This is a genomic window from Paenibacillus sp. sg306046, from assembly GCF_059821225.1.
Window position 1 is genome coordinate 76,666 of the sequence record NZ_JCAMRT010000014.1, and the last position, 24,486, is coordinate 101,151.

Annotated in this window: 20 protein-coding genes; 8 read left to right on the forward strand and 12 right to left on the reverse strand. The window is 58.1% G+C overall.

What is annotated here, in order from left to right:
• Nucleotides 1-139 precede the first annotated feature (139 nt).
• Entirely contained in the window at nucleotides 140-1,339 is a 1,200-nt protein-coding gene (locus AC6ROY_RS15610) for an EAL domain-containing protein (protein ID WP_500101496.1), read from the reverse strand.
• Nucleotides 1,340-1,532: 193 nt separating this feature from the next.
• Between AC6ROY_RS15610 and AC6ROY_RS15615 the strand changes: the two genes are divergently transcribed.
• Complete coding sequence (locus AC6ROY_RS15615) at nucleotides 1,533-4,478, forward strand: ATP-binding protein (RefSeq protein ID WP_500101497.1); 2,946 nt, start codon at nucleotides 1,533-1,535, stop codon at nucleotides 4,476-4,478.
• A gap of 131 nt (nucleotides 4,479-4,609) precedes the next feature.
• On the opposite strand, the gene AC6ROY_RS15620 is transcribed toward AC6ROY_RS15615, so the two are convergent.
• From AC6ROY_RS15620 to AC6ROY_RS15640, 5 genes are all read right to left on the reverse strand, one after another.
• On the reverse strand, nucleotides 4,610-6,844 hold the full coding sequence (locus AC6ROY_RS15620) for a methyl-accepting chemotaxis protein (protein ID WP_500101567.1): 2,235 nt from the start codon (nucleotides 6,842-6,844) through the stop codon (nucleotides 4,610-4,612).
• Complete coding sequence (locus AC6ROY_RS15625; RefSeq protein WP_500101498.1) at nucleotides 6,844-7,008, reverse strand: hypothetical protein; 165 nt, start codon at nucleotides 7,006-7,008, stop codon at nucleotides 6,844-6,846. The genes AC6ROY_RS15620 and AC6ROY_RS15625 overlap by 1 nt, the downstream gene beginning before the upstream one ends.
• Before the next feature lie 212 nt (nucleotides 7,009-7,220).
• A complete protein-coding gene (locus AC6ROY_RS15630; protein WP_500101499.1) occupies nucleotides 7,221-8,807 on the reverse strand; it encodes a UDP-glucose--hexose-1-phosphate uridylyltransferase in 1,587 nt (528 codons plus the stop codon).
• Nucleotides 8,808-8,977: 170 nt separating this feature from the next.
• Nucleotides 8,978-9,970 carry a UDP-glucose 4-epimerase GalE gene (gene galE / locus AC6ROY_RS15635; RefSeq protein ID WP_500101500.1) on the reverse strand — a complete coding sequence of 331 codons (993 nt, stop codon included), beginning with the start codon at nucleotides 9,968-9,970 and terminating at the stop codon, nucleotides 8,978-8,980.
• Nucleotides 9,971-10,045: 75 nt separating this feature from the next.
• A complete protein-coding gene (locus tag AC6ROY_RS15640) occupies nucleotides 10,046-11,215 on the reverse strand; it encodes a galactokinase (protein ID WP_500101501.1) in 1,170 nt (389 codons plus the stop codon).
• Between the two features lie 178 nt (nucleotides 11,216-11,393).
• Here AC6ROY_RS15640 and AC6ROY_RS15645 point away from each other — a divergent pair, with 178 nt between their 5' ends.
• Nucleotides 11,394-12,290: an AraC family transcriptional regulator gene (locus AC6ROY_RS15645; protein WP_500101502.1), complete on the forward strand. Its 897-nt coding sequence runs from the start codon at nucleotides 11,394-11,396 to the stop codon at nucleotides 12,288-12,290.
• Between the two features lie 5 nt (nucleotides 12,291-12,295).
• On the opposite strand, the gene AC6ROY_RS15650 is transcribed toward AC6ROY_RS15645, so the two are convergent.
• Nucleotides 12,296-14,338 (reverse strand): sensor histidine kinase, encoded by a 2,043-nt coding sequence (locus tag AC6ROY_RS15650; protein ID WP_500101503.1) that lies wholly within the window; start codon nucleotides 14,336-14,338, stop codon nucleotides 12,296-12,298.
• A gap of 134 nt (nucleotides 14,339-14,472) precedes the next feature.
• Here AC6ROY_RS15650 and AC6ROY_RS15655 point away from each other — a divergent pair, with 134 nt between their 5' ends.
• Nucleotides 14,473-15,165 carry a response regulator gene (locus AC6ROY_RS15655; protein WP_500101504.1) on the forward strand — a complete coding sequence of 231 codons (693 nt, stop codon included), beginning with the start codon at nucleotides 14,473-14,475 and terminating at the stop codon, nucleotides 15,163-15,165.
• 120 nt (nucleotides 15,166-15,285) lie between these two features.
• On the opposite strand, the gene rluF is transcribed toward AC6ROY_RS15655, so the two are convergent.
• Nucleotides 15,286-15,990, reverse strand: a complete 705-nt coding sequence (gene rluF / locus AC6ROY_RS15660; RefSeq protein ID WP_500101505.1) for a 23S rRNA pseudouridine(2604) synthase RluF — start codon at nucleotides 15,988-15,990, stop codon at nucleotides 15,286-15,288.
• A gap of 64 nt (nucleotides 15,991-16,054) precedes the next feature.
• Between rluF and AC6ROY_RS15665 the strand changes: the two genes are divergently transcribed.
• The 4 genes from AC6ROY_RS15665 (at nucleotide 16,055) to AC6ROY_RS15680 (ending at nucleotide 20,153) form a co-directional block, all read left to right on the forward strand.
• Nucleotides 16,055-16,426, forward strand: a complete 372-nt coding sequence (locus AC6ROY_RS15665; RefSeq protein WP_500101506.1) for a hypothetical protein — start codon at nucleotides 16,055-16,057, stop codon at nucleotides 16,424-16,426.
• Between the two features lie 201 nt (nucleotides 16,427-16,627).
• Nucleotides 16,628-17,086 carry a hypothetical protein gene (locus AC6ROY_RS15670; protein WP_500101507.1) on the forward strand — a complete coding sequence of 153 codons (459 nt, stop codon included), beginning with the start codon at nucleotides 16,628-16,630 and terminating at the stop codon, nucleotides 17,084-17,086.
• 375 nt (nucleotides 17,087-17,461) lie between these two features.
• Nucleotides 17,462-19,729 carry a transglycosylase domain-containing protein gene (locus tag AC6ROY_RS15675; RefSeq protein ID WP_500101508.1) on the forward strand — a complete coding sequence of 756 codons (2,268 nt, stop codon included), beginning with the start codon at nucleotides 17,462-17,464 and terminating at the stop codon, nucleotides 19,727-19,729.
• Nucleotides 19,730-19,982: 253 nt separating this feature from the next.
• The gene (locus AC6ROY_RS15680; protein ID WP_500101509.1) at nucleotides 19,983-20,153 is read left to right on the forward strand and encodes a hypothetical protein; all 171 of its coding nucleotides are present in this window, start codon (nucleotides 19,983-19,985) and stop codon (nucleotides 20,151-20,153) included.
• A gap of 325 nt (nucleotides 20,154-20,478) precedes the next feature.
• Here the strand turns inward: AC6ROY_RS15680 and AC6ROY_RS15685 are convergent, their stop codons facing one another.
• On the reverse strand, nucleotides 20,479-21,012 hold the full coding sequence (locus AC6ROY_RS15685) for a hypothetical protein (protein WP_500101510.1): 534 nt from the start codon (nucleotides 21,010-21,012) through the stop codon (nucleotides 20,479-20,481).
• A 237-nt stretch (nucleotides 21,013-21,249) separates the two neighbouring features.
• Between AC6ROY_RS15685 and AC6ROY_RS15690 the strand changes: the two genes are divergently transcribed.
• Nucleotides 21,250-21,399 carry a hypothetical protein gene (locus AC6ROY_RS15690; protein ID WP_500101511.1) on the forward strand — a complete coding sequence of 50 codons (150 nt, stop codon included), beginning with the start codon at nucleotides 21,250-21,252 and terminating at the stop codon, nucleotides 21,397-21,399.
• A 189-nt stretch (nucleotides 21,400-21,588) separates the two neighbouring features.
• On the opposite strand, the gene AC6ROY_RS15695 is transcribed toward AC6ROY_RS15690, so the two are convergent.
• The 3 genes from AC6ROY_RS15695 to AC6ROY_RS15705 all read right to left on the reverse strand — a co-directional run bounded on the left by AC6ROY_RS15695 (nucleotide 21,589) and on the right by AC6ROY_RS15705 (nucleotide 24,462).
• Nucleotides 21,589-22,176, reverse strand: coding sequence for a DNA-deoxyinosine glycosylase (locus tag AC6ROY_RS15695; protein ID WP_500101568.1), 588 nt, complete (start codon nucleotides 22,174-22,176; stop codon nucleotides 21,589-21,591).
• Nucleotides 22,177-22,359: 183 nt separating this feature from the next.
• The gene (locus AC6ROY_RS15700) at nucleotides 22,360-23,565 is read right to left on the reverse strand and encodes a class I SAM-dependent methyltransferase (protein WP_500101512.1); all 1,206 of its coding nucleotides are present in this window, start codon (nucleotides 23,563-23,565) and stop codon (nucleotides 22,360-22,362) included.
• A 120-nt stretch (nucleotides 23,566-23,685) separates the two neighbouring features.
• Complete coding sequence (locus AC6ROY_RS15705) at nucleotides 23,686-24,462, reverse strand: sporulation protein (protein ID WP_500101513.1); 777 nt, start codon at nucleotides 24,460-24,462, stop codon at nucleotides 23,686-23,688.
• Nucleotides 24,463-24,486: the final 24 nt, after the last annotated feature.

Sequence of the window (24,486 nt, forward strand, 5' to 3'; positions counted from 1 at the left end):
TGAAGTGCATCTTTTACCGCCTTTTCGCCCCCTGCCGCGTCACTTTACCTTGACGTGCCCCGGCACGCCTGCGGAAAACTTCCTTGCTTGGAACGAAAATTCGGCAAAGTCTGCTGCCTTCAGCGTTTTCAGACACGCCCTAGCCGATCTCCAGATCGAAAAACACATAATGCGCCTCGCCAAGCGGTTCCGAGTACGTCTGCATCGAACGGGACGTGCCGAGGTCGCTGTAGGGCTGCGACAAGCATCCCTGCCTTCCGTGCTTCATCTGCAGAACGGTAGGGATGAAGTACGGGCGCCAGATCCAGTTCGAGCCCTCGTACGCCGCATCCCGGCTCCAGCTTCCGTCGGCGGCGCGGGTGAAATTCGAGGACACCTGGAACCCCTCCTCCCGGCAAATATACATCCGCACGACATTGCCTCCCACATGGCCCGCCAGCTTGTTCAGCAGCGCGTCGGCTTCCGCCGAGGAACCGATCCCCGTCTGCTCGGACAACAGCTCCCGCAACCCGTTCGCAGCTGCGTACAGTCCCTGCTGGCGCTCCAGCTCGCTGCGAGTGTACAGCGCAATGTTGTCCTGAAGCAGCTGCGCGTACGCATCCTGAGGCTGGAAGGAAGCCTCGGCCGGTGAGAACAGAAACCCTTGCACATAGCGCGCGCCTACCTTCAACGCATAGGTCAGGTCCGACTGCGTTTCCACGCCCTCTACCAGCATGGAAGCCCCCATCTGCGCAGCCAAAATCGAGAAGGAATTCAACAGCGCATTATATCCCTCATGCACGACGCCCTTTTTCATCAGCTTGAGATCAATTTTTAAAATATTCGGCTTTAACGAAGCAATACGATCGTAATTGCTGTGTCCGCTGCCAATGTCGTCGATGGCGATCGAGCAGCCCGCTTCCCGGTACAGCTCGATCATGGCGGAGAGCTCCTCCAGATTGCCGGCAAACGGCTCCTCCGTAATCTCAACAACGATCCGCGCAGGGTCCAGCCCGTGGCGCTGCGCCATCTCCAGCGTCGGCAGCTCGCTGACCCGCCGCGCTTTGCGGTAAATCCAGGACGGCTTCAGGTTCAGAAACAACCGCTCCTCACCCGCCAATGCAGCCATAGCCGCAATCGCCCGCTCGCGAATCGTCCGGTCTACCTGCAGCAGCTGCGCGTCGGTCAATCCGCTCTGGTGGAAAAACGGTCCCAGACTTCGTACAGCTCCGTCCACAACATGGCGGCCGAGTGACTCATACCCCATAATGCGCTGCGTTTGCAGAGACAGAATCGGTTGAAAGAACGGGAACGTCTCTGCCGCCGGAGGAATCCATACCGGAGACTCCGAATTAGACATCGATTGTTCCTCCTAACTCGTTATGAAAATCAGTTCGCAGGCATGGAAGAATACATGACATGTCTAGGCCTATTGTATGATACCTGCGTAAAGAGCGCAATTGCAACTTCATGAAAACAAACGCAAGGGATTTTGACGGTTGCTGTCGAAGTAAGTGTGTCGAATGCTTGAATTTACATAAAGGTGGTTAATGATGAAACTGTCCCGCTCCCGTATGTCGATCGTCTATCCGATCATCCTGGTCGCACTGCTTGGGCTGATCAGCGCGTCCAGCTTTATCGCGTCCTCGAATACCGAAACCAAAATCAACAGCCTCGTTGACGCCATTATTCCTGTCAATGATCTGGCAGACAATCTGCTCATCGACCTGATCAATATGGAGACGGGTCTGCGCGGCTACGAGCTGTCCGGCGACATCGCCTTCCTTGAGCCGTATAATCTCGGCAAAACGAAGCTGCAGCTCGATCTGGAGCGCATGAGCGAATTCGAAAAGCTATACCCGCGGCTGCGCAGCGTGATGAACCAACGAGGGCGGCCCTACATTCAAAATATTCAGAGCTACTATGATAGCCAGCTCCAGCTGGTCAACAGCGGACAACGGGATGAGGCGCTGCGCCGTATCCAGAATGGCAAGTCGTATATGGACAGCTTCCGGCAAACGCAGACGGAGCTGAAGTCCGAGATCGACAACATCGCCACCGAGGCGCGTCAATCGGCCCGTATGGCCGAACGTATGGCCCGGCTCATTATCGCGGTCGGCGGCATCCTGGCCCTTGGCGTCAGCTTGTTTTCGATGGTTGTGTTTATCAGAGCCCACCGCGCGGAAACCGCTCTGCGCAAAAGCGAGGAAACGTACCGCTACATGGCGGAAAGCCTGGAAACCCAAAATGAGGAAATTATCGCCCAGCAGGAGGAGCAGGAGGCCACGCTGGAAAAGCTGTCCGAACGGGAACGCGAGCTGGAGGCGATCAGCGGGTATCAGGAAAAGCTGAGCGGCTCGGCGCATCTGGACGCTTTCCTGAATCACTCGATTCCCGCCCTGCTGGAAACACTGAAGCTGGATGCGGCCATGCTCGTGCTGAACCGCTCGACCCGGGACGCCGAGCAGGAGCTGCCGGGCAGCGACCAAGCCGGGACCGGGCAAGCTCCGGCTCCAAAATACGACGAAGCGCTGTTTGAGCCCGTGTTTTCCATCGGCTATCCGTCCACGCTGCCAGCCGTTCGCCTGAGCGAGCTGTACGGCACCGCGCGCCGGGTGCTGGAGGAGAAGCGGATGCTGGAATCGGTCCGGCAGCTCTCCGCCGCCGAGCGCGGGTTCCACCAGGGAGTCGAGCGAGCTGTCGATTACTACTTCCCGCTGTTTAACGACCAGCAGGAAAGCATCGGCTTCCTGCTGCTTACCGGCTACCATATTACTTCGTTCGAGCAGCGCATGCGCACCGCGCAAGGATTGATCCGTCAGTTCGGACTCGCGTTTATGGTGCAGCAGGCGAATGAAGCGCGCAACCTGCAGGCGGATCGCCTGCAGCAGCTGAACGAACAACTGCTGCACGAAAAGAAATTCATTGTCGAGCAGCGCGACGTCATCAATAATATTTTGCAATCGACCAACGAAGGCATGCTGATGTGCGACCGCAACGGCATCATCCAGTTCGTCAACCAGCGGATGCTGGAGCTGACAGGCTTTGATTCGCCGGTCGGGGAGCCGGTGCTCACGTTGGGCAAACGGATGCTGTCCGGCTCGTCCTCCAGCGCTCATGCGATTATGGCCTTCGAGGAGCTGCTTAGCGGGCGGCTTCCCAAATTTTCCGAACGCTTTACGATCGAAAGCGGCAGCGAGCAGCGCCGATTCGTAGAGCTGTACGCCACCCAGGTCGGGGCAGAATTGATCGGCACCGAGCCGGGCTTCCTGTTTGTCATCCGCGACCGGACCGAGGAAGAAAAGATCGACGAGCTGAAAAACGAATTTATAAGCATCGTCTCACACGAGCTGCGCACACCGCTGGCCAGCGTACTCGGCTTTATTGAAATTTTGCTGCACCGCCAGCTGACACCGGAGAAGCAGCAGCGATATTTGCAAACCGTGTATAAAGAAGCGAACCGGTTGTCCACGCTGATCAACGACTTCCTTGATCTGCAGCGCATGGAGGCCGGCAAGCAGGAATATCGGCTGCTGCCGCTGGAGCTGGGCGGACTGGTCCGCGAAGTAATTGAGCAATGGAACAGCAAGCAAGGCCACAAGATTCACCTGCAGGCTCCCGAACAAGAGCTGTGGGTCATGGCTGACGCAGACCGGATCATGCAGGTCGGACATAATTTGCTAAGCAACGCAATCAAATATTCGCCGCAAGCGGATCGTGTCGATGTGATCCTGGAGGTCAAGGGAGACTCCGTCTACTGCCGCGTGCAGGACTACGGTCTCGGCATTCCGGACGATGCGCGGGACATGCTGTTCTCCAAATTTTACCGCGTAGACAACTCCGACCGCCGTCAGATTGGCGGAACCGGATTGGGCTTGTCCATCGTCAGGGAAATTGTCGAAGCGCACCAGGGGACGATTTCGTTCGAGTCGGTCATGGGCGAGGGCAGCATCTTTACGGTCCACTTGCCGCTGTACAAAGGGGCAAACGCCAACCACGGCATTCTGCTGCTGGAGGATGACGATAATCTGGCCAAGCTGATCCAGGTCGGCCTTCAAAAGCTGCAGCTGCCTATGGTTCATCTGCGGTCTGCCGAGGAAGGCTTGCTTGCGCTGGACAGCAGTGTCCAGGCTCCTCCGCGCCTGTGTATCGTAGACATCGGGCTTGAGGGCGCCAAAACAGGCTGGGACTTCATCGCCGAGCTGTACCGTCATCCGAAGCTGCACAGGACGCCGGTCATCGTGTCAACGGCGATGGAGCCGCCGCATGATTACCGGGAGAAGGAAGGAGAGACGTATTTGCGGAAGCCGTTCTCGATGGAGAAGCTGCTGCAGGTTGCCGAGCAATTCGTGCAGCAGAGCGAGATTCGCACAGCTTACGTATTCCCGACCGAAGACGAGGGACTCATCCGCTCCAATTTGGCCCGGCAGGGCATCGAAATTGATTCCTTGCGCCACCAGGCCGGTCATATCCAGATCGAGCCCAAGCCGCAGTCCTGATGCTGCGCGCCTCCGGCCTCAGCTCCGCATAACCGACGCAAGCCGGCTGTCTGGCTCGTCCTCTAAGCTCAAACAGGCGACCGTTCCGTTCCGGTCGCCTGTTTCCTTTGCCTGCGGTGGCTGTTATCGCGTTACCGCACACGAGCCTCATTCAGCTGGAACTGGTTCATCAGCTGTTCCAGAAACGCCGTAATCGACTCCACCCGCTTGCTCGTCAGCTTCACCTGACCGGTGTCCGCCATCAGCTCCTGCACCTTGCCCTCGACCTCGCGGGAAATGACCCGGTTGTCCTTGCTGATCTCGGCAATGCGCTCCATCAGCCGGACAACCTCGTCGATCACCTGCGTTTTCAGCGAATCATTGCCTGACGCATTGTTCAGCAGCTCGGAAGCCGCCGCAACGAGCAAGCCGCCCTCCTCCACGACACGCGTGCCTTCTTCCATAGAGACGACGGCTTTTCCCGCGTGCGCATAAATTTCCTGCACCGTGCCGTTGATTTCCTCGGTCGACTGCCGGGTCAGATCGGCCAGCTTGCGAATTTCAGCGGCGACGACGGCAAAGCCCTTGCCATGCTCCCCAACGCGCGCCGCCTCGATGGACGCGTTCAGCGCCAGCAGATTCGTCCGCGCCGATATTTCCTCGATAACCTGCAGCACCTGCTTGATTTGCTGCGTCGTTTCCATAAACGTCGAGATCGTCCGGTTGGTTTCCTCGACCTTGGCTGAAATATTGGACATCGTACAGCCGATCCGCTCAACCTCGTGCCGGGCGACGGCAATTTGGCCGGAAGCATGCCCTTCGATTTCGCGGAGCGTCTGCTTCATCTCTTCTACTGCAACCTTCGCCTGGTCGATATCCTTCAGCTGCTTCCGCAAGCTGCCGATCATATCATGAATTTTCATATTCATCCGCTCGGTCGAGCCGGCTGTCGTGTCCGTCGATTCATTCAGCAGCCGCTGGCTGGACAGCACATCCGCAGCCGCCCGTTTTACCTGCAGCATAATCCCTTCCAACGAATCAATCATGTTATTGACCCACTTGGCCAGCTCCCGCGATTCGTCACTGCGGAATTGCTCGGGCCGCAGCCGCTGGGTCAGATCGCCCTTGCCTTCGGCATTCATGCGGATAAAACGCGCGAGCTGCTGCAAATGATCCACCAGCGGAGCACTCCCGTGACGATGCAGCAGCGAAGCCGCCATCAGCCCGATCATCAGCTGCAGCAGTCCGGCAGCGATACCGATCAACCAATAGGGCAGCCCTCCGCGGGCAAGGAAGCCAATCAGCAGCGCTGCGCTGACCATTCCCCCGACGACGAGCGGCAGCTGCAGCCGCAGGAGCCGCCAGTTCATCCCGCGAATCCGGTACACCTCCTCCAGATCGCCCTCGCACATCATCCCCCACTCGTCGGGACAATGAGCCAGCCGGAACGTCACTCCCTTGCCGATAACCGGAATATGGCGGTAATCGGAGTAGCCGGGGAAGGCGACAAACAAATGGCTGCCGCTCGCAATTGTATTCGCCACACCCGGATGCAGCTCGCCCGTTGCCGGATCGGTAAATCTCAGCTCCAGCTCGGTATGCTCCTTGACCGTCACCATGCCCCAATCCGTCGTCACGCCATCCTTCAAATTTTCGCCATGCGTAAAGGTGCGATCCTCGAACCGGCTGCGCGATAACGCCGTTCCCGGCGCAATATGGGTCTGCAAGCCCGCCGATGCCATAAACAGGTAGTTGTCCCCGGAATCCGGGTACACATGCCCCGATTCGCGCTGGATCAAATCGCCGATTACATCATTCGGCACTCGCCCGCAAAGCGCCCCGCGCCAGCGGCCCTCAACAACAATCGGCACAATAAACAGCAGCGTCATCTCATCATGAAAGCTGGAGGTGCTGGGTCCGATTTTGACGGTCAGCGGATCGGCGTATGGACCATACAAGCAACGGCGGCCGGCAGGTACGCCGCGCGCGTAAGTCAGCCCGGCTGCGAGGACGCTTTGCCCGCCGTATACGGTCGCTACATGCGGCTCATATGTCGAAAATACAACCTCCTGCCGCTCGTTTAGAACGAACAGCTCCGAGAAATCCGGCGCACGCTGACGGGTCGAGGCGCAATCGCCTTCCCATTGGAGGGGCGCAGGCTTCAGTCCGGCGTCCGTCCCGCTCGCGACGGCAGGTACAGCCGACAGCAGCCGTTCCAGCAAGCGATCCAGCTGTCCCCAATACTCGTCGGCCCAGCTCATCAGCAGCTCCTGACGGGTTGCCGCGATTCCTTCGAAAATCTCCTCGACATCCCGCTTCATCTCGCGGTTCAACCGATACGACCACCAGAGCGGCAAGCCCTTACGCAACCCTAGCCAATCCATCATCATTTACCACCCCATCCTAACGGTTTTCTCTTTATATTTTTTAATATGTTATGTATTATAACATATTTTTCATAATTTTCATTACATATTATGTAATTATGCCTAGTTCCTTTTGGTTTTTTTTCCATATGCCCATGACCCTCGGCCTCCGCCTGCTGATCCATCAAGAAGCGCCTGCTTATCCTATCGCTCAGCTTCGCTGAAAGCAATCGCAGCCTTTTTTATAATCGCGACAAAAACGCCTCCATCGCCCATAAACAGCATGGGTATGGAAGCGTCTTGTTTTTTTAGAGTCCTATTCAGCTTTAACGCAGCCTGCGCACGCCGCCGTCTCACTTGCCCGACAGCGCCCGACAGCCTCGCCTGCAGCGGCGCGCTATTCAAATCCAAGCGACCCGATAAACCGGCGGAATGCATCACGTCCGGCTTCGTCGCGCTTGAACACACCGGCGTCTGTCAGCACACGCTCGAACTTGCGGCCGACCGCATCCTGCAGCGCCAGCTCCGCCTGCTCGCGCGAGAGGGAAGCGCCATGCGCCGCCAGCAGCTCCTGCAGCCAGGCAGCGTGCTTACGCAGCGGATGATCTGCATCGTCCTGCACCGCAGCCAGGGCAGCTTCACCCGTCAGCAGACCGACCGCCAGCTCCAGCTCAGCCTTCAGCCGTCCCGGCAGCACCGCGAGCCCCATAACCTCAATCAGGCCGATATTTTCCTTCTTGATATGATGCAGCTCCTGGTGCGGGTGGAAAATACCGTCAGGATGTTCTTCGCTCGTCCGGTTATTGCGCAGCACCAGGTCCAGCTCGTATTCGCCGAGCGCGTTGTTGCGGGCAATCGGAGTCACCGTATTATGCGGCACCCGCACGCCATCCTGCTCGCTGAACGCCAGCACCTCGCTCGCCGGGTCGCTATACTCGCGCCAGCGATCCAGAATAAGCGACGCCAGCTCCAATACCTGCACGCGGTCATGGCCGGAGAGACGAAGCACCGACATCGGCCATTTGACGATCCCCAGCTTCACCCCGCTGTAAGCCGGATTTGTAAACCGCGCCTCTGTCGGGGCCTCCTCCATCGGAAACCGGTGACGGCCGCCCTGGAAGTGGTCGTGGCTCAGGATCGAACCGCCGACAATCGGCAAATCGGCGTTGGAGCCGATAAAGTAATGCGGAAACACATCCACAAAGTCCAGCAGCCGCTCGAACGTATGCCGCGACATTTGCATCGGACGGTGCTCCCGGTCGAAAATGATGCTGTGCTCGTTATAGTACACATAAGGCGAATACTGGAAGCACCACGGATCGCCGGTCAGCTCCAGCGGGATCACGCGCAAATTTTGACGCGCCGGGTGGTCGAGGCGGCCTGCATAGCCGACATTGTCCACACACAGCAGACATTTAGGATAATGACTCGCCTTGACATGCTTGAGCATGGCGATTTCCTTCGGGTCCTTCTCCGGCTTGGACAAGTTCACCGTAATTTCCAATTGCCCGTATTCGGTAGCTGTCTGCCAATACAGGTTGTTGTTGATCCGGTCCATGCGGATGTAGTTCGAGTCTATATTCAGCCGATAAAAATCATCCGTCGCATGCTCGATGCCATCCCGCTTGGCCGTTGCCCAGAAACGGTGTACAACCTCGGACGGCCGCGGCATCAGCAGCCCCATGATCCGCCCGTCCAGCAGGTCGCGGTGCGTCGTTGTATTGTCCGCAAGCAGCCCCGATGCAGCCGCATAATCCAGCAGCGGCGTCAGCAGCTCGGCGATGCTGTCGGCCTTCTCTTCCGTCAGCTCGCCCGTATACGGCTCCTCCAGCCGCAGCAGATCAAGCAGCGCATTGCGCGCGGCCACCACGTCCAGCGGCTCCAGCAGCTTGCGCTGCACGCCGAACTGCAGCAGCCGCTCCACATCAGCAGCGGCTTGGCGGCCAGCGGCTTCCTGCGCGATAAGATCGTCTGTCGTGCTCATCTGTTCCACTCCCGATCCCGGAGCATGTCCCGTAAGGCCAGGCTGCATACAGAAGCACCTGCCGACGGAGCCATGCCCCTTATCTTATATAATTCGCCACATGCGGCCCAGCTTATGCTTCACAGCGCTGTAAGTGGCGGTCAGGTCAATGCTTCGACACCTGTCAGGATCTAAGCCTTGTCGTTGTAGCCGTTCGGGCGGGCCTGGTGCCACGCCCACGCCGAGGCAATGATACGCTCCAGCGAATCGCGCTGCGGCGACCAGCCCAGCTCCGTGCGTGCGCGGTCCGACGAAGCGACCAGCGAAGCCGGATCGCCGGCCCGGCGGGTTTCCATCACGGCCGGAATCGGATGTCCGGTCACCCGGCGGGCGATGTCGATCACTTCCTTGACGGAGAAGCCTTTACCGTTGCCAAGGTTATAAACCGCGCTGTCGCTGCCTTCGCGCAGCTTCTTAACCGCGAGAATATGGGCGTCTGCCAGATCGGTCACATGAATGTAGTCGCGAATGCACGTGCCGTCCGGTGTCGCGTAGTCGTCGCCGAACACAGAGATATGCGGACGTTGACCCAGCGCAACCTGGAGAATAATCGGAATCAGATGCGTTTCCGGCTGATGATCCTCGCCGATTTGGCCGCCTTCATGCGCGCCGGCCGCGTTGAAGTAACGCAGCGATACATATTTGATCCCGTGCGCAACATCAAACCATTTCATCATGTGCTCCATCGCCAGCTTTGTTTCGCCGTAAGCGTTCGTCGGCAGCGTGCGATCCGTCTCGACAATCGGTACCTGCTCCGGTTCCCCGTAGGTAGCCGCCGTCGAGGAGAACACGATGCGCTTCACGCCATGCTCGTTCATAACCTCCAGCAGGCAAAGCGTGCCGTACACATTGTTATGATAATACTTGCCGGGGTCCTTCATGCTTTCGCCAACCAGAGAATTGGCTGCGAAATGAATAACCGCGTCAATTTCATTTTCCTCAAATACGGCGCTGAGAAACGCTTTATCGCGCAAATCGCCGACGTACAGCTTGCCGCCCAACACCGCCTCGCGATGCCCCTGCTGCAAGCTGTCAACTACGACAACCTCTTCGCCCCGCTCCAGCAGCTCCGCCACTGTATGCGACCCGATATATCCGGCTCCGCCCGTTACCAATACCGCCATCGTTTTCGCTCCTCCCGAATGCGGGATAGCCGGCTGACGCCAGCCTCCCAGTAAAGTCCAAGCCGTACGCCTGAGCTACAGCTCCTTAACGCCGTCGCCGATATCGCAGACGTAGAAGCTCGCTTCCAGTCCTGTCTTCTCCTGATACACCCGTCCGACCTCCTCGATAAAACGCGCGACCGTATCCTCGTGGACAAGCGACACGGTGCAGCCGCCGAAGCCTGCGCCCGTCATCCGCGCGCCCAGCACGCCCGGAATGTTCCAGGCCGCTTCAACCATCGAGTCCAGCTCAAAGCCGGTCACCTCGTACAAATCCCGCAGCGAGCGGTGCGAGCCGTTCATCAATTGACCAAACGCCTCCAGATCGCCGCGCTCCAGCACTTCGATCGACTTCAGCACGCGGTCGATTTCCTCCACGACGTGGCGGGCCCGCTTCCGCACGACCTCATCCTCGATCAGCGACTCCGCTTCGTTGTACTGGTCCAGCGTCAGCTGGCCCAGCAGCGTCAGCTCCGGATATTTGGCACGCAGTGCGGCTACCGCCTGCTCACACTGGGAGCGGCGCTCGTTGTAGGCCGAATCCACCAGCCCGCGCTGTTTGTTCGTATTGCCGATGACCAGCTTATACGCTCCGCTCTGGAACGGCACATGCCGGTATTCAAGCGTATCGCACATCAGCAGCACGGCGTGATCCTTTTTGCCCATTGCGACGGCGAATTGGTCCATAATTCCGCATTGGACGCCGATAAATTCATTTTCCGCCTTCTGGGAGAGCAGCGCGACCTTGATCTTGTCCACCGGCTGTCCCTCCAGCGTAAGCAGCGCGAACGCCGTCACCACTTCAATGGAAGCGGACGAGGAAAGCCCTGCGCCGTTCGGAATCGCTCCGCTGTACAGCAAATCGTAGCCCCCGATTGTAACGCCCGCCTGCTGCAGCTCGAAGATCACGCCCTTCGGATAGTTCATCCAGGCGTGCGCCGGATCATTCGTCAGGTTTTGAATGGAAATATGTTGGTGCAGCTCAAAGTTCGTGGAGGCGAATCCAACCTGCTGATCGTTGCGTTTGCGCGCCAGCAGCGTCGTGCCGAAGGTCAGTGCCGCCGGGAACACATACCCGCCGTTGTAATCCGTATGCTCGCCGATCAGATTAACGCGGCCAGGCGCATGAAATACATGAACCGGATGCTCACTGTCCGTGCCGTACAAAGCCGTAAACCGTTCCTGCAAAGCTTGAATCGTTGCCATAATTAATTTCACCTCTTCTGAGAGAATAAAGGATGATTCCGTTGCTTTCAGTATAGCCGCCAGAGGCTGGCGAGCACTATGGAACGATGTCAGTTCGATATGGAAAAATGTCAGATTCGCATGCTATACTGATACCTGCATGATGCATGCCTGCATCGACGAAAGGAGCCGTCCGCCCATGTCCGCGTCTCGCCCGTCTTTGCCCAAGGAAAGCTATTATGTCGTGTCCAACCCTGCGGTTTCGCCGACACCCGGAGACGAGCCGGGCGTCGCCGTCCTGTTCGCAGGCAACAGCCAAACAAAGCCCGGACATAAGCCCGGACCCAAAATTGTTGACTACTATTTGCTTCATTATATTTTATCCGGGCGAGGCACGTACACATGCGCCGACCGGATGTATGAGCTTGGCGCGGGCGATACGTTTCTGATTGAGCCTGATACGCTTGTACAGTACACCGCCGATGTCGAAGATCCGTGGCATTACCGCTGGATCGCCTTCAGCGGCGGCGGCGCTGCCGCCCTGCTCGGCCAGGTCGGGCTGAACAGCCGGACCCCGGTCGTCAGCAGCCCCCGCAACCGGCGCGTCCCCGCGTTGTTCCGGCAAGTGCAGGAAACGTTCCGGACGAGAGCGGCCGGCGCCTCCCTAAAGGCGGCGGGCTGCCTGCACCTGCTGCTGGCCGAATACGCCGAAGCGCTGCAGCCGGCCGAGCCGCGGCTGCCGGCCGCGGACACCGGCGGGGCGCGGATCGTGCAGCAGGCGCTGCATTATTTGTCCACGCAATACGCCGAACCGATTACGATCGGGCTGATGGCGGAAGCGCTCGGCTACAACCGCGCCTATTTGTCGACCTTGTTCAAGTCGCATACCGGCGTCAGCCCAATCACCTTTCTGCTGCATCTTCGGCTCGACAAAGCCCGCCACCTGCTGCGCGAGCGCCCCGAGCTGACTGTCGAGCAGATTGCGTCCTCCGTCGGCTTTCAGGACCCGCTGCATTTTTCCAAGCAATTCAAGCGGCAGTACCAAAGCTCGCCTACCGACTACCGCCATTCCTTGTTAGCAGGCGGCTCCGGGTAACCGTATTATTCGGACAGCGGCAGCATAAAAGCGATACATGCCCCTTGCCCGAAGCGGCTGTTCGCCCAAATGCGCCCGCCGTGGAAATCAACGATTTCCTTGGCAATCGCCAGACCAAGACCGCTGCCTCCGCCTGATGTGTTGCGCGACTTGTCTTTCTTGTAGAAGCGGTCGAAAATATACGGCAAATCCTCCGGGGCAATGCCCGTCCCGTTATCCTGCACCTGGATGACCAGCGAATGCTCGTCCACGTTAAACTGGAGCAGGATGAGTCCGCCTTGCGGCGTATGCTTGACTGCATTGTAAATCAAATTGGTCAGCACCTGATCAATCCGGTTAATATCGACACGCACCTTGGCAGGCTTCCGGCCTACCGGACGTTGTCCATAAGCGATCGTCTCAAAGCGTAAACCGGCGCCCGTCAGCTCCGGCTCATACCGCTCATCGAAATAACGAATCAGCTCCTCCGTGCTGACGGTCTGGATGTCAAATTCGATCTGGCGCGCCTCCAGCTTGGACAGCTGAAACAAATCCTGGATCAGCCGGCTCAACCCGAGTATGCGATTATGAATCAGCTTCAAATATTTTTGCTGTTGGTCCGGCATCACCACCCCGTCCATCAGCGCCTCTACATATCCTTGAATCAGCGTCATGGGCGTGCCCAGATCATGCGAAATATTGCTGAGCAGATGGCGCCGCGACGTTTCCATCCGGGCCAGGTCTTCATTAACCAGCTCCAGACTGCGGTTGATCCGTTCCAGCTCGGCCGTCCGGTCGTGAATTTTCTGCTCCAGTCCGGCGTTGAGCTCCCGCAGCTGCCGCGACAGCAGCTCAACCGACGAAATGGCTCTGGCCGCTCTGGCGCTTAAAATAAACGAAATGCACAACGCACCCAGCAACAGCACGAGCGCCGTCAGCTGGTCCACATAGCTGAACGTCTGGCGCAGCACCGCATCGCCGAACAATGCCATCATACAGACGACTGCGCCAGCCATAACAAATACAGCGCCCTCGCGGCCGTGGCGCAAGGCAAGCCCAAGCGCAAGCAGCATAAACATCGCCAGCCCAAAGGACACCCATTGAAACAGGATGCCTGTCACGGCTGCCCACAGCGGCGGCAGTACCAGCACGCTCAGCATACTGATCAGGCTCAGCCCGATAATCAGACGGGCCAGCAAGGCAGGCACCTCGCGGGCATATAAAAGCTTGACAAACAACGTGATGGCGATGACACCCAGAAATAAACAAACCTGCTCGACCCGCAGCAAGCCGACGCCGGACAACCCGAAGAGCCCTTGCGGCAGCAGCCCTTCGCTGAGCAGCAGCGTACGCAGTCCAAGCAGCAGACAAAACAGCCCGAACAAGCTGGCCTCCATCTCCTTGCGCCGCAGCAAAAACTGGATGATATAATGCCCGCCCAGCACCAGCAGTCCGCCGACAGCAATCATGTCCAGCATCAGACCGATCCGTATTCCGTTCTCCAGCTTCTCTGCCCGGCCAAGCGAAGGACTGCTCCATAATCCGCCGGTCCAGTGGTGAAAGCCCGACGACTGGATGACGATCTCCAGCTTGCCGTCGACCGGCTTGAAATGCAGCAGCGGCGGCGTATAGTTCGCTGCCGAGAACGAAGAGCTCTGCGTGCGCGGGCCTCCCTCCGCCAGCAGCTCGCCGTTCAGCCATACTTTGTAAGGAGGCTGCAGCCGGGGCAGCTGGACTGCGAAGGTGTGCGGTGAAGCCGACATGGCAACCTCCAGCCGGTAGGTCGCGAACGCTTCTCCCGTTAGTGCGGCAAGCGCCCGGCCGTGACTGTTCCAATGCGCCGGAAGCTCCAGCTGCTCCGGAAGGCCGGCCTCCCGCCCCTGTTCGCGAAGCTGGTCAGGCGTCAGCAAGCGCTGTCTGTAAAGCTCCCATTCACCATCAAGCTTCAGCACAGCTTCCTGCTCCCAGTTTACCTGCTGCAAATTCAGCTTGCCGCGCGCTGCCGCATGACCCGATTCTTTAGGCTGAAATAACCAGAACCCTGCGCCAAAAAGTGACAAACTTAACAAAACTATAGCCACGACGACCCAAAACCATTTATAATAGGAATAGTTTCTGGAAATGGATACCACTTTCTTTCTTGAAAAAATGTTTCATTGATGGGCATTTTATCCGTGTTAGGCTAGCTTGGAGGAGAACTCACATGTCTGGAGAAAAAATTCTGATCGTGGATGATGAGCCAGAAATTGTCGAACTCATAACCTTATACCTACGAAAAGAGGGATTTCATGTCATCACCTGCTCCACCGGAGCAGAAGCCGTTCAATCGGTGCGCACGTATCGGCCGGATCTGGTCATTCTCGATATTTTGCTGCCCGGGATGGACGGAATCGAGGTTTGCCGGCAAATCCGTAAATATTACACGACGCCAATTCTGTTCCTGAGCTGCAAAAGCGAGGACATGGACATTATTCTGGGCTTCAGCATCGGGGGCGACGACTACATGACCAAGCCGTTCAGCCCCGGTCAGCTCGTAGCGCGGGTGAAGGCGCATCTACGCCGCAGCGTGCTGCTGGAGCAGCACAAGGAAGAAGCGCAGATTTTGTCCTTCCCCGGGCTGGAGGTCGATCTGCTGAGCCGCACCGTCAAGGTGGACGGGCAGGCCATCCCGCTGTCCTCCAAGGAATTCGATCTGCTGCTGCATCTCGCCCGCACACCGGGAAAGGTGCTGTCGCTGGAGCAGCTGTACAAGCTCACCTGGGGGGTGGACAGCAACGGCGATACCCGCACTCTGCTTGTCCACATCAGCAATCTGCGAAAAAAAGTCGAGCCGAATCCGACCGATCCGCGTTACATTTTGACCGTTCGCGGCGTCGGCTACAAGTTCAACGGCTGAGCCAGAGCTAGTCTCCAGTTGACTGTCGAGCTCTCTGTCGTCGCAGCTGAAGCCATGACTGCCGGTTCGACTCCCGCTGAGCTGAGAGGTCTGTCTTGCTGCTCTGCGGGGCTCAGGCCGTCACCGGGTCGGCTCGTGTCCGACCAGCCGCAGCAGCTCCGTCAGCTCCGCTCCGGTCAGCTCGCGCCATTTCCCGACCGGCAGGCCGGCAAGCTGCACGTTCATGATCCGCACGCGCTTGAGGCGGCGCACCTCATAGCCGAAGGCGCTGCACATCCGTCGAATCTGGCGGTTCAGTCCCTGCGTTAAAATAATACGGAAGGTCCGGTCGTCCACCCTGCTGATGCGGCAAGGCTTCGTCATCGTACCGAGAATACGGACGCCGCCAGCCATACCCTGCAAAAATCCCGCGGTAATCGGCCGGTCCACCGTCACGATATATTCTTTCTCATGCTCGTTCTCCGAGCGCAGCACCTTGTTGACGATATCCCCGTCATTGGTCATCAGGATCAGACCCTCGGAGTCTTTATCCAGTCGGCCGATCGGGAAGATCCGTTCCGCATGGCCGACAAAGTCGACGATATTCCCGCGCACATGGCGCTCCGTTGTGCTGGTGATGCCGACAGGCTTGTTTAACGCCAAATAAACCGCCTTCGTTTTCGTGTCAATCGGCTTGCCGTCCACATGGACGATATCGCCCTCGGCAACCTGGCTGCCCAGTCCAGCCTTCTCGCCGTTGATCGTGACACGGCCAGCCTCCACCAGCTTGTCCACTTCCCTGCGGGAGCACAAGCCGGTTTCGCTAATGTATTTATTGATTCGCATCGCTAGTCTCGCTTTCCATGGATGTCATTCACCTTATCATATCACGTTTCAGGGGGATTATCGCATGAGCTTTCCAGCCAAAACGGTCTATTTCTTCAGCTTCTACATGTTCGCCCTCAGCCTCACGCTGCTGCTGGCTCCGAGCCTGCTGTCCACGCTGCTCGGCTACGAGCAGGAGGACTACATCTGGATTCGGCTGATCGGCATGTTTATGCTTTATCTGGGCTTCGACTATTTTCAATCCGCCCGCGAGGGCATGCGCGGTTTCTTTTATTTGACCGTGTTTACACGGGCCTCTCTCCCGTTTTTCATGACCGTATTTGTGACGCTTGACATGCTGAAGCCTATTTTCATCGCGCTCAGCATGGTGGACTTCAGCGGAGCTATGCTGACCTTGTACGCGCTCCGTCGTACGACCGCCAAAGTCAACTCCTAAGACAAACTACCCATTTTAACCCATTATATCATCAATCATCCAGTACGGGAATGGGCAGAACTTGGCGAAGGTTGTCTGTTTCACTCGCCGCTCCACCGGTTAAATAGGGGTACTCGGTGAGTCCTGCCAGTCCGGAAAGCCGCCTGAATACGGATTGGCGGGCCTGGGCGCCGAAGTTTATTCTCGAAGGAGTGTTTGCGCATGTCTCGTAAAAAAACGCTGCCGTCGATCACCCAACCTTTCGCCCATGTACACAACACCTTGTCTACACTCGGCTTTACCGAAGCCTTCGCCCCTGCCGGGGTCGTCTACGAGCTGTCGTTCCGAGATCCCTCCTCATCGAAGGAATACCCTTTTCGGCTATACGCCCAAACCCAGGACAACGGACTGACACGCATCGACCTTAATGAAGCCGCCTTTGCCGGCAGCCATGAGGTGCCTGCCGCAATTGCGGGAGCCGCCACCGAAATATTAATTGACCTCGCCGACTATCTGGAAACCGTCCCTTCGCGGACCCGGTTCCTGTCCGTCGATGCCGCGCAGAACGGCCGCATGGCCAGCAACGAGGAGGAAGTGAAGCGGCTTGGCCGGTCCATGTCCCGGATGCCGACCAATGCGCAGGTGAGGGAAAGCGGACTGTTCCCTGACCCGCTGCAGTAAGAAAACCTCTATCGAGGCCATTCAGGATGATCGACCGCGTTTCAGAGGTAGGTTTTCTTGCGATTATAGAATCGTTCAGCTCTGCTGAAAACTTATAAATTCTATAATCTTAAAAATAGCTTCGGATCGAAGCACTTTCGATGAAGATAAATCCGTGCGACCCGCTGCGGACATGATGCACCGTATTTCAGTAAACAAGGCTCCCTCCGGTTCATGATGCCGGTCGGGGCCTTTTTTACGGTTCTGCCTGTACTACCGAGCCAAATGAAGTCCGGCTTACGAAATTAGTAAAGAAATGTGGACGAACGTGCAGAAACAGCTGCGCCACAGAACATGATTCCGGTCATGATCCGACATAGAAGGGGGCTACACCTGATGAAATTCCCCCCGCCATCGTTCAAGCGGGATAACAGCCAGCAGCCTCCGTCTCCGGCGCGCGCCATGCGGTCGGCCTGGGGAGGCTCGCCGTCGGCAGATGCTGCGAGCTCCGGCCCGCGTACCGCTGGGAAGCCGGCTGACGGAAAACGTTCCGGGCGTCTGCGGTTCGCGCTCTGGTCGAGCGTTTGCGCTGCGCTGCTGCTCCTGACCTTGATGGGATTAGTCGCTGGCTGGGTAAGCGGACTGGATATCAGTAAGCTGGAGCGGCCGTTGCCCGAGCCAAGCTTCCTTCTTGATACGCAGGACCAGCCCGTCTCCCAGCTCTCCTCCTCCAAAGTGGAGCCAGTGCCGCTGGCGCAAATTGCGCCAACGCTCCAACGGGCGATTGTTGCCGTCGAAGACCGGCGCTTCTACGAGCACCGGGGTTACGATCTAAGGTCTATGGGAAGGGCGCTGCTGCGCGACCTGAAGGCCGGCTCCATGGAGGAAGGCGGCAGCACCATCACTCAACAGCTGGCGAAAAATTTGTTTCTGTCCTCGGACAAAACACTGCTGCGCAAGCTCAAGGAGCTTGGTTATGCAGTCAAAATTCATGTCGCCTACAGCAAGGAGGAGATCCTGGAGCTGTACCTGAACAGCATTTATTTCGGTGAAGGCCGCTGGGGGGTAGAGGGAGCGGCTCGACACTATTTCGGTAAATCCGCCGGGCAGCTCACCTTGCCGGAAGCGGCGCTGCTGGCCGGATTGCCTAAAGCTCCGACCCGTTATTCCCCGGTGCGCAATCCGGAGGCGGCATTGGAGCGGCGCAACCTTGTGTTGTCCTTGATGAAGGAGCAGGAGCTGATCACCCCTGCCGAATATGACCAGGCCTCGGCCGCGCCGATCAAGCTGCACACCGACAACGATGAGTCGTTGAAGGGCAAATTTCCGGCATTCGTGGATGTCGTTATCGATGAGGCGGAATGGCTTTACGGGTTCACCGAGCAGCAAATATTGACCATGGGGCTGCGCATTCATACGACGCTTGATCTGCGGATTCAACAGGCGGCGGATGATGTATTCGCCCAGGAAGGGCTTTTTCCGGCCAGCCCGGACGGGCAGCTCGTGCAAGGCGCAGCCGTCATCCTCGACCATACGGAAGGCTCGATCCGCGCTGTCGTCGGCGGGCGCGGCGAGCAGCCCTATCGCGGCTTCAACCGCGCAACGGAGCTGAAGCGGCAGCCTGGCTCAACCTTCAAGCCGCTTGCCGTGTACGGACCGGCGCTGGAGCAGGGCTATACCCTGCAGTCTCCGCTTTATGACGGCGAGCTGGACATTGCAGGCTATCGGCCCCGCGACTGGGACGGCCGGACGCGCGGCGAAGTTTCGCTGCAGGAAGCCGTTGTACGCTCCTGGAACATTCCCGCCGTCTGGCTGCTGCACGAAATGGGCATTGAGCGAGGGCTGGATTACGTGCGCCGGGCGGGGATCACATTGGGCGAGCCGGACCGTCACCTGAGTCTCGCGCTGGGCGGGCTGAGCGAAGGCGTTTCACCGCTGGAGATGGCTCAGGCTTACAGCGCATTCGCCAATCTAGGAATCCGTCGGGAAGCTCATGCCATCGAACAAATTACAACGAAGGACGGGCAACTGCTTGTTCAAGCCCATCCGCAGCAGACGGCGGTTACGTCGCCTGTGCATGCGTACACCATGACAACGCTGCTGCAGGAGGTTGTCGCCGCCGGTACCGGCACGGCTGCCAATCTGGCCGGACGCCCCGTTGCCGGTAAAACCGGTACGACCCAGCTTCCGGCGACCGAGGAATTTAAGGCCATCGGCGCAAACGGCGCGAAGGATGCCTGGTTTGTCGGCTACACCCCGGAGCTGACTGCTGCCATCTGGGTCGGCTATGACAAGACAGACCGTCAGCATTACTTGACTACCTCCGGCGGCGCCACACCGGCCGCACTGTTTCGCGAAATGCTGACACGGGCGCTGCAGGGCACGGAAATCAAGCCGTTTACCGTTCCGCCTGACGTGCTGCGAGCCCGGGAAGAGGCGCTTCGCCTGGAGCAGGAGCGGCAGCGGGCCGATGAGCAGAAGGAGAAACAGGAGAAAGCCCGAAAGGCGCAAGAGGAGAAAGAGAAGGAAAAGGAGAAAAAAGCGCAGGAAAGAGCGAACGAAAAAGAAGAAAAAGAGCGCGCGAAGGAGCGCGACAACGACAAAAAACGGTCCGACTTCGAGGACAACCGTAAGCCGCCCAAACGGCCGGACAAGGATGATTGACATCGTTGCAGCGGGCCATGCTCGACGAAGCAAGCGGAATTTTCGCTGCACGCTTCGCCTGCATGGGCAGGCAGAATCAACGAGGAGGCGGCTTCGATGATATACCGTCTGGTCGTGAACGGAAGGACGGCCAGCTGCTCCTGGCAGCCGACGGCTCGCTCGTCTTTGCGCTTGCCGCATGCGGATATGCAACGTTCTGTCCGGGGAAAGCTAACCGAAGGGTTGCCCATTCCCCAAGGAGGCTGAACAAACGATGAAAATTGAAACAGACGGCTATCAAGTCGCTGCGTTGTCCGCAGCCGATGATGCATTGTCGATTATCCGCGAAGCCGAAGCCCGGCTGACGGAGCTGACAGGCGACTCCATCACACTGATCGCGTATACGCCGACGCCTGACGCCCGGGCAGCCGCTATAGACGGATAAGCCGAACGATTCTCAGCCTGTCGACGAAGCGGCGGCGCCCTTGAAAGACAGGCCGTCAACGAGAGACGACCTGAGAAAAAAAGCCCGGCCAGCCTGTAAAAAAGGCGGCCGGGCTTTTTGATTTGACAGCGGAGAGTCGGAGCTGCTCCGCCGCTGGCGACGTGCGGCGACATACGCGATCCCGCCGCTCGCTTGAATTTTACAATCCGTTGTCCAGGCTCTCCGTGCTCAGTATGACAGCTTCTGCTTCCATATACACAGTCTGGTTCCCACGCCTCCACCCATGCCTGGTGAATGCCGCATGGCGCAGCTCGCACTGTCGAGCTTACACCCGTTCCCACCGGCTGGCGTGCCGGGTCAACAGCGATGGCAAGACGGAATCCGCCTGCCCGTCTGCGATCAGCAGCCGCACCTTCGTCAGCCACTGCTCGAACCCTTCATATCCGGCCAGCTTGCGCGCCGTCTGCTCCGTCACATAAATAAAATAAGGCGGCTTATATTTCTCCTCCATAAACCGAAAGGCTGTGTCCGCAGGCGTGTATTTCTTCCTCTTCCCCTCCAGCCGTTCAATCGTCCAGTCGATCAGCGGCGCTGCGTCGTCAATCAGCTCCTCCAGCGCCTGCACCCGGCGGTAATAAGGCTCGGCCTCCCTTTTTTCCATCCGGCGCAGCGTTTCTTCATGCAGCGGGTAAAACACCAGCTTGGCAAAATGCCGGTCCTCTGCCAGCTGGAGCAGCTGCTCCAGCCGCGGCAAGGTAAATGCGCTAAAGCTGTCATATACCCAGATTGTGCCGCGTTCCCGGTCCTGCTCCTTAGGCGGCTCGTATCCGTAAGGGACGCGTAATTGTTGCTTTGGCATGCCAATTCCCCCTCGTAGCTCTCAGGTTTATGCGGGTGAACCACTCGTTTTCGGCAAGTCGCTGTGCAAGAATATCCCAGCTTATCCTGTGTTTCATTTTAGTATACCATGATCAACGCTTGCCATTCCTCGCACCATGAGTAGGAACGGGCATATTTTCTGCACTTCCGGCGCATCGTAAGACGGCGGAACTTGATCCGCGAGGGCATACATTTCATCAGAACGAGGAGTGTTAGCATGAGCGAAAATAAAAAGCATCAAGGCAACTACGAGGGTACGGCGTCCATGTCTGCGGAAAATCAGGATATGGAATTTGTCAACGACACGGTCGAGCAAGTGAAAACGACGAAAAACTTAAACGGCGCCACGCAAAAGGAACGTAAATAACGGAAGCAGAAGGAACTTAAGCAAAGGAAGCAGAAGGAGCGTTTCTAACGCACGCAAAAAGAAGCAAGCAGCTGCCGCACGTACCTTGGCACCGTTCTCCAATCCGGCCTTCGGCAGACACACGGCAGCCCCGTGAAGCCGCCCCTCACAATGACGCAATGTTGCGGGGGCGGCTTCTGTCGCCTTTCATCAAGCCGGTCCGCTGTCATTGGCGGTATGCTGATCACCGCTGCCTCGCTCCAGTGACTTCCAGACGCGGCGCAGCTTGGCCCAGCCCTCCAGCTTTGCTTCGAAGCTCATCGCCCGCGCCGGGCTGGAGGAAGGCAGCGTAGCATACTGCCGCATGTCCGGCGCGGACAATTCGGGCCGGACATGCTTGCGGTACAGCTCGGCGGCTGCGCTGCCATTGAAGAACACATACTCAATCTTCGGCCAATGCTCGAACAAAGTCTCGAAAGCGTTGGCTTCAGGCCGCCGGATCGCCGAATCAAGGCTTCCTTCCCGCTCGCACGCACGCAGTACGTCCCACAACGCTATCCCGCGCGAAGCAGCGAAATGCAGCCGCTGCTCGTAGTCAGCTGCAGGCTCTCCTCCATCCAGCAGCGCATACAACAGGCGCCAGAACATATTGCGCGGATGTCCGTAATACTGCGCAGCCTGCAACGATGCCTCCCCCGGCATAGAGCCCAGAATAAGCAAGCGGCAATTGTCTCCGATTAAGGGACCGAAACCGACCTTTAGCTTGCTTTGCCGTTCCTGTTGAGATTCCGGCTCCATTAGAGAGCTTCGTCGCTCTGCCTCGTGCCTGTTCAAGCTCAACGCCCCCTCCGCTCACTGCCATTTAACTTCAATAGTACCATGCTCTTGCTATACAGAGCGCCGCTCCGACCCTCCCGCTGACAATGGCCAACAAGTTGATGCTGCGTTATCGGCGATAACCGTTCAGCTCCTAGCTCCTGGTTAACCGGGCTCCTTCTGTCCTTGCAGCGTCAGCAGATCGCCCAGCGCATGCTCCAGGTACGGATCGGCGTGAATAAAGTCGCGGAATCTCGCATATTCCGCCTCCAGCTTGTCCCGCTCTGCCGCAGCCGGCGCTTTCCCGGCTTTGACCGCGCGGATCAGCAAATTTTTCGGCGTATGCTCCAGATCAATAAACTCCAGCAGCTGCGTCTTGTAGCCCGCCAGCTCCAGCAGCCGCGCCCGCAGCGCATCCGTTGCCAGCGCCGCAAACCGCTCCTTCAGGATGCCGTGCTGCAGCAGCGGCGTCAGGGTCTCGCTGCGCACTTGCCTGAACAGCTCATGCTGGCAGCATGGCACGGACAAAATGACGGAAGCGTTCCACCGCACCGCCTTATCCAGCGCCGCATCCGTCGCCGTATCACAGGCGTGCAGCGTGACGACGAGATCGACGCGCTCCAGCTCATCATATTGGGCAATATCCCCGACCAGAAAACGAAGCCGGTCATAGCCGAGCCGCTCCGCCAAGCCGTTGCAGAAGGCGATGACATCCTCCTTCAGATCAAGCCCGACCAGCTGCAAATCGACGCCCTTCATCACATGCAAATAATGATATAACGCAAACGTCAGGTACGATTTGCCGCAGCCAAAATCGACAATATGCACCCTTCGCCCAGCTGGCAAATGAGGAAGCACATCGGCGATCATCTCCAGAAACCGGTTGATCTGCCGGAACTTGTCGTACCGCTTCGCCAGCACCTTGCCTTCGGCGTTCATAATACCTAGCTCGATGAGAAATGGCACCGGCACGCCATCCTCCAGCTCGTAATTTTTTTTACGGTTGTGGGCGAGGGGCCGGGCCGCGTCGGCCTGCTTGGTCGGCGGCTTGCGCAAAATGCCCAGCTTGCCCTTCTTGCTGATCAACACCTGGTAATCGGCTTCGCCCGCTTGCAGCAGCCCCTGGCGGAACGAGCCGCTGAGCCAATCGGCCAACCGGCGGCCAGCTTCGGCTTGGGGCACATTTTCATGCTGCACCTTGGCTCCTGTATAAGCGCTGAATTGATAAAACGCTTCGCCGCGCAGCGCCACCGGCTTCACCGTCACCTTGCCCGGTTCGCTGGCTCCTCCGCTTCGGGGCTGACTGATCGTAGCCTGAATCAGCTCCTGCTCCTGGACCAGCCGTTCAATTAAATCGTACAACTCCTGCATGCTTCCAACCCCATTCCTTTAGGTAGGCTCCTTGGCCCTGTCTCTTCCACACCTTGTCTGAAAAGGGACGGCCGGCGCGTATCATACAAAAAACCGCCCGCAGCAGCGGGCGGGTCGAGCTTATTTGCTGTAACGCGAGATCAGTTCCTTCAACTGGCCGGACACCGTGTTCGCTCCCCGTTGCAGTTCACTGGCCGGAATCGTGAACCGTACCTTGCTTTCATCCAGCCCCATCTGCTCGGCAAACATCCCCCGCAGCCCTCTCGCCTTGCGGTCGATCTCCAGAAACAGCTCCAGGTCGCCGCCGCGCGGGAAAAACAGCACCTCCAGCTCATCCAGATAACCTCTGAAGTTCGTCGTTGGCACAAATTCAAACTCCTGGACAAACGGCAGATGGCCGCCGAGCTTAGGTGAATAATCATTGGTTACTTCGCGGAGGCGGAAGCCAAGCTTATCCAGCGCATCCAGCACCGTCTGCATGGCCTCGTTGGGATGAACCTGGATCAGGTCGCGATCCGTCGGGTCAATGGCGGAGCTGATATCCAGCCCTGTTTCAACCCAAACCGGAGCTTGACGCAGCGTAACCGGCATTTGCTCCGGCAGCTGGAAGCTGAACGAAATTTCCCGCACCTCGCCCGGCCCGATCACAAACGCCTCAGACAGCTGGTATTTGGCGACAACCGCGTCCTGCTTGACCTTGCTGTCGTTTTGCTCCTTGATGTAGCTCGTTTTCACATACAAATAAATGCGGTCAATCTGCTGCTCCAGATCGCCGCCCTGAATCCGTACCTGTCCGCTTAATTGCCCGCCAACCGTCACTTCGGTCTCATCAAGCTGCGTATCTACCTTTGCCGAGCCGATGCCTACACTTGCCAGCATTTTTTTGAAAAATGACATGGTCCCGCCTCCTGTTTAGTTGTA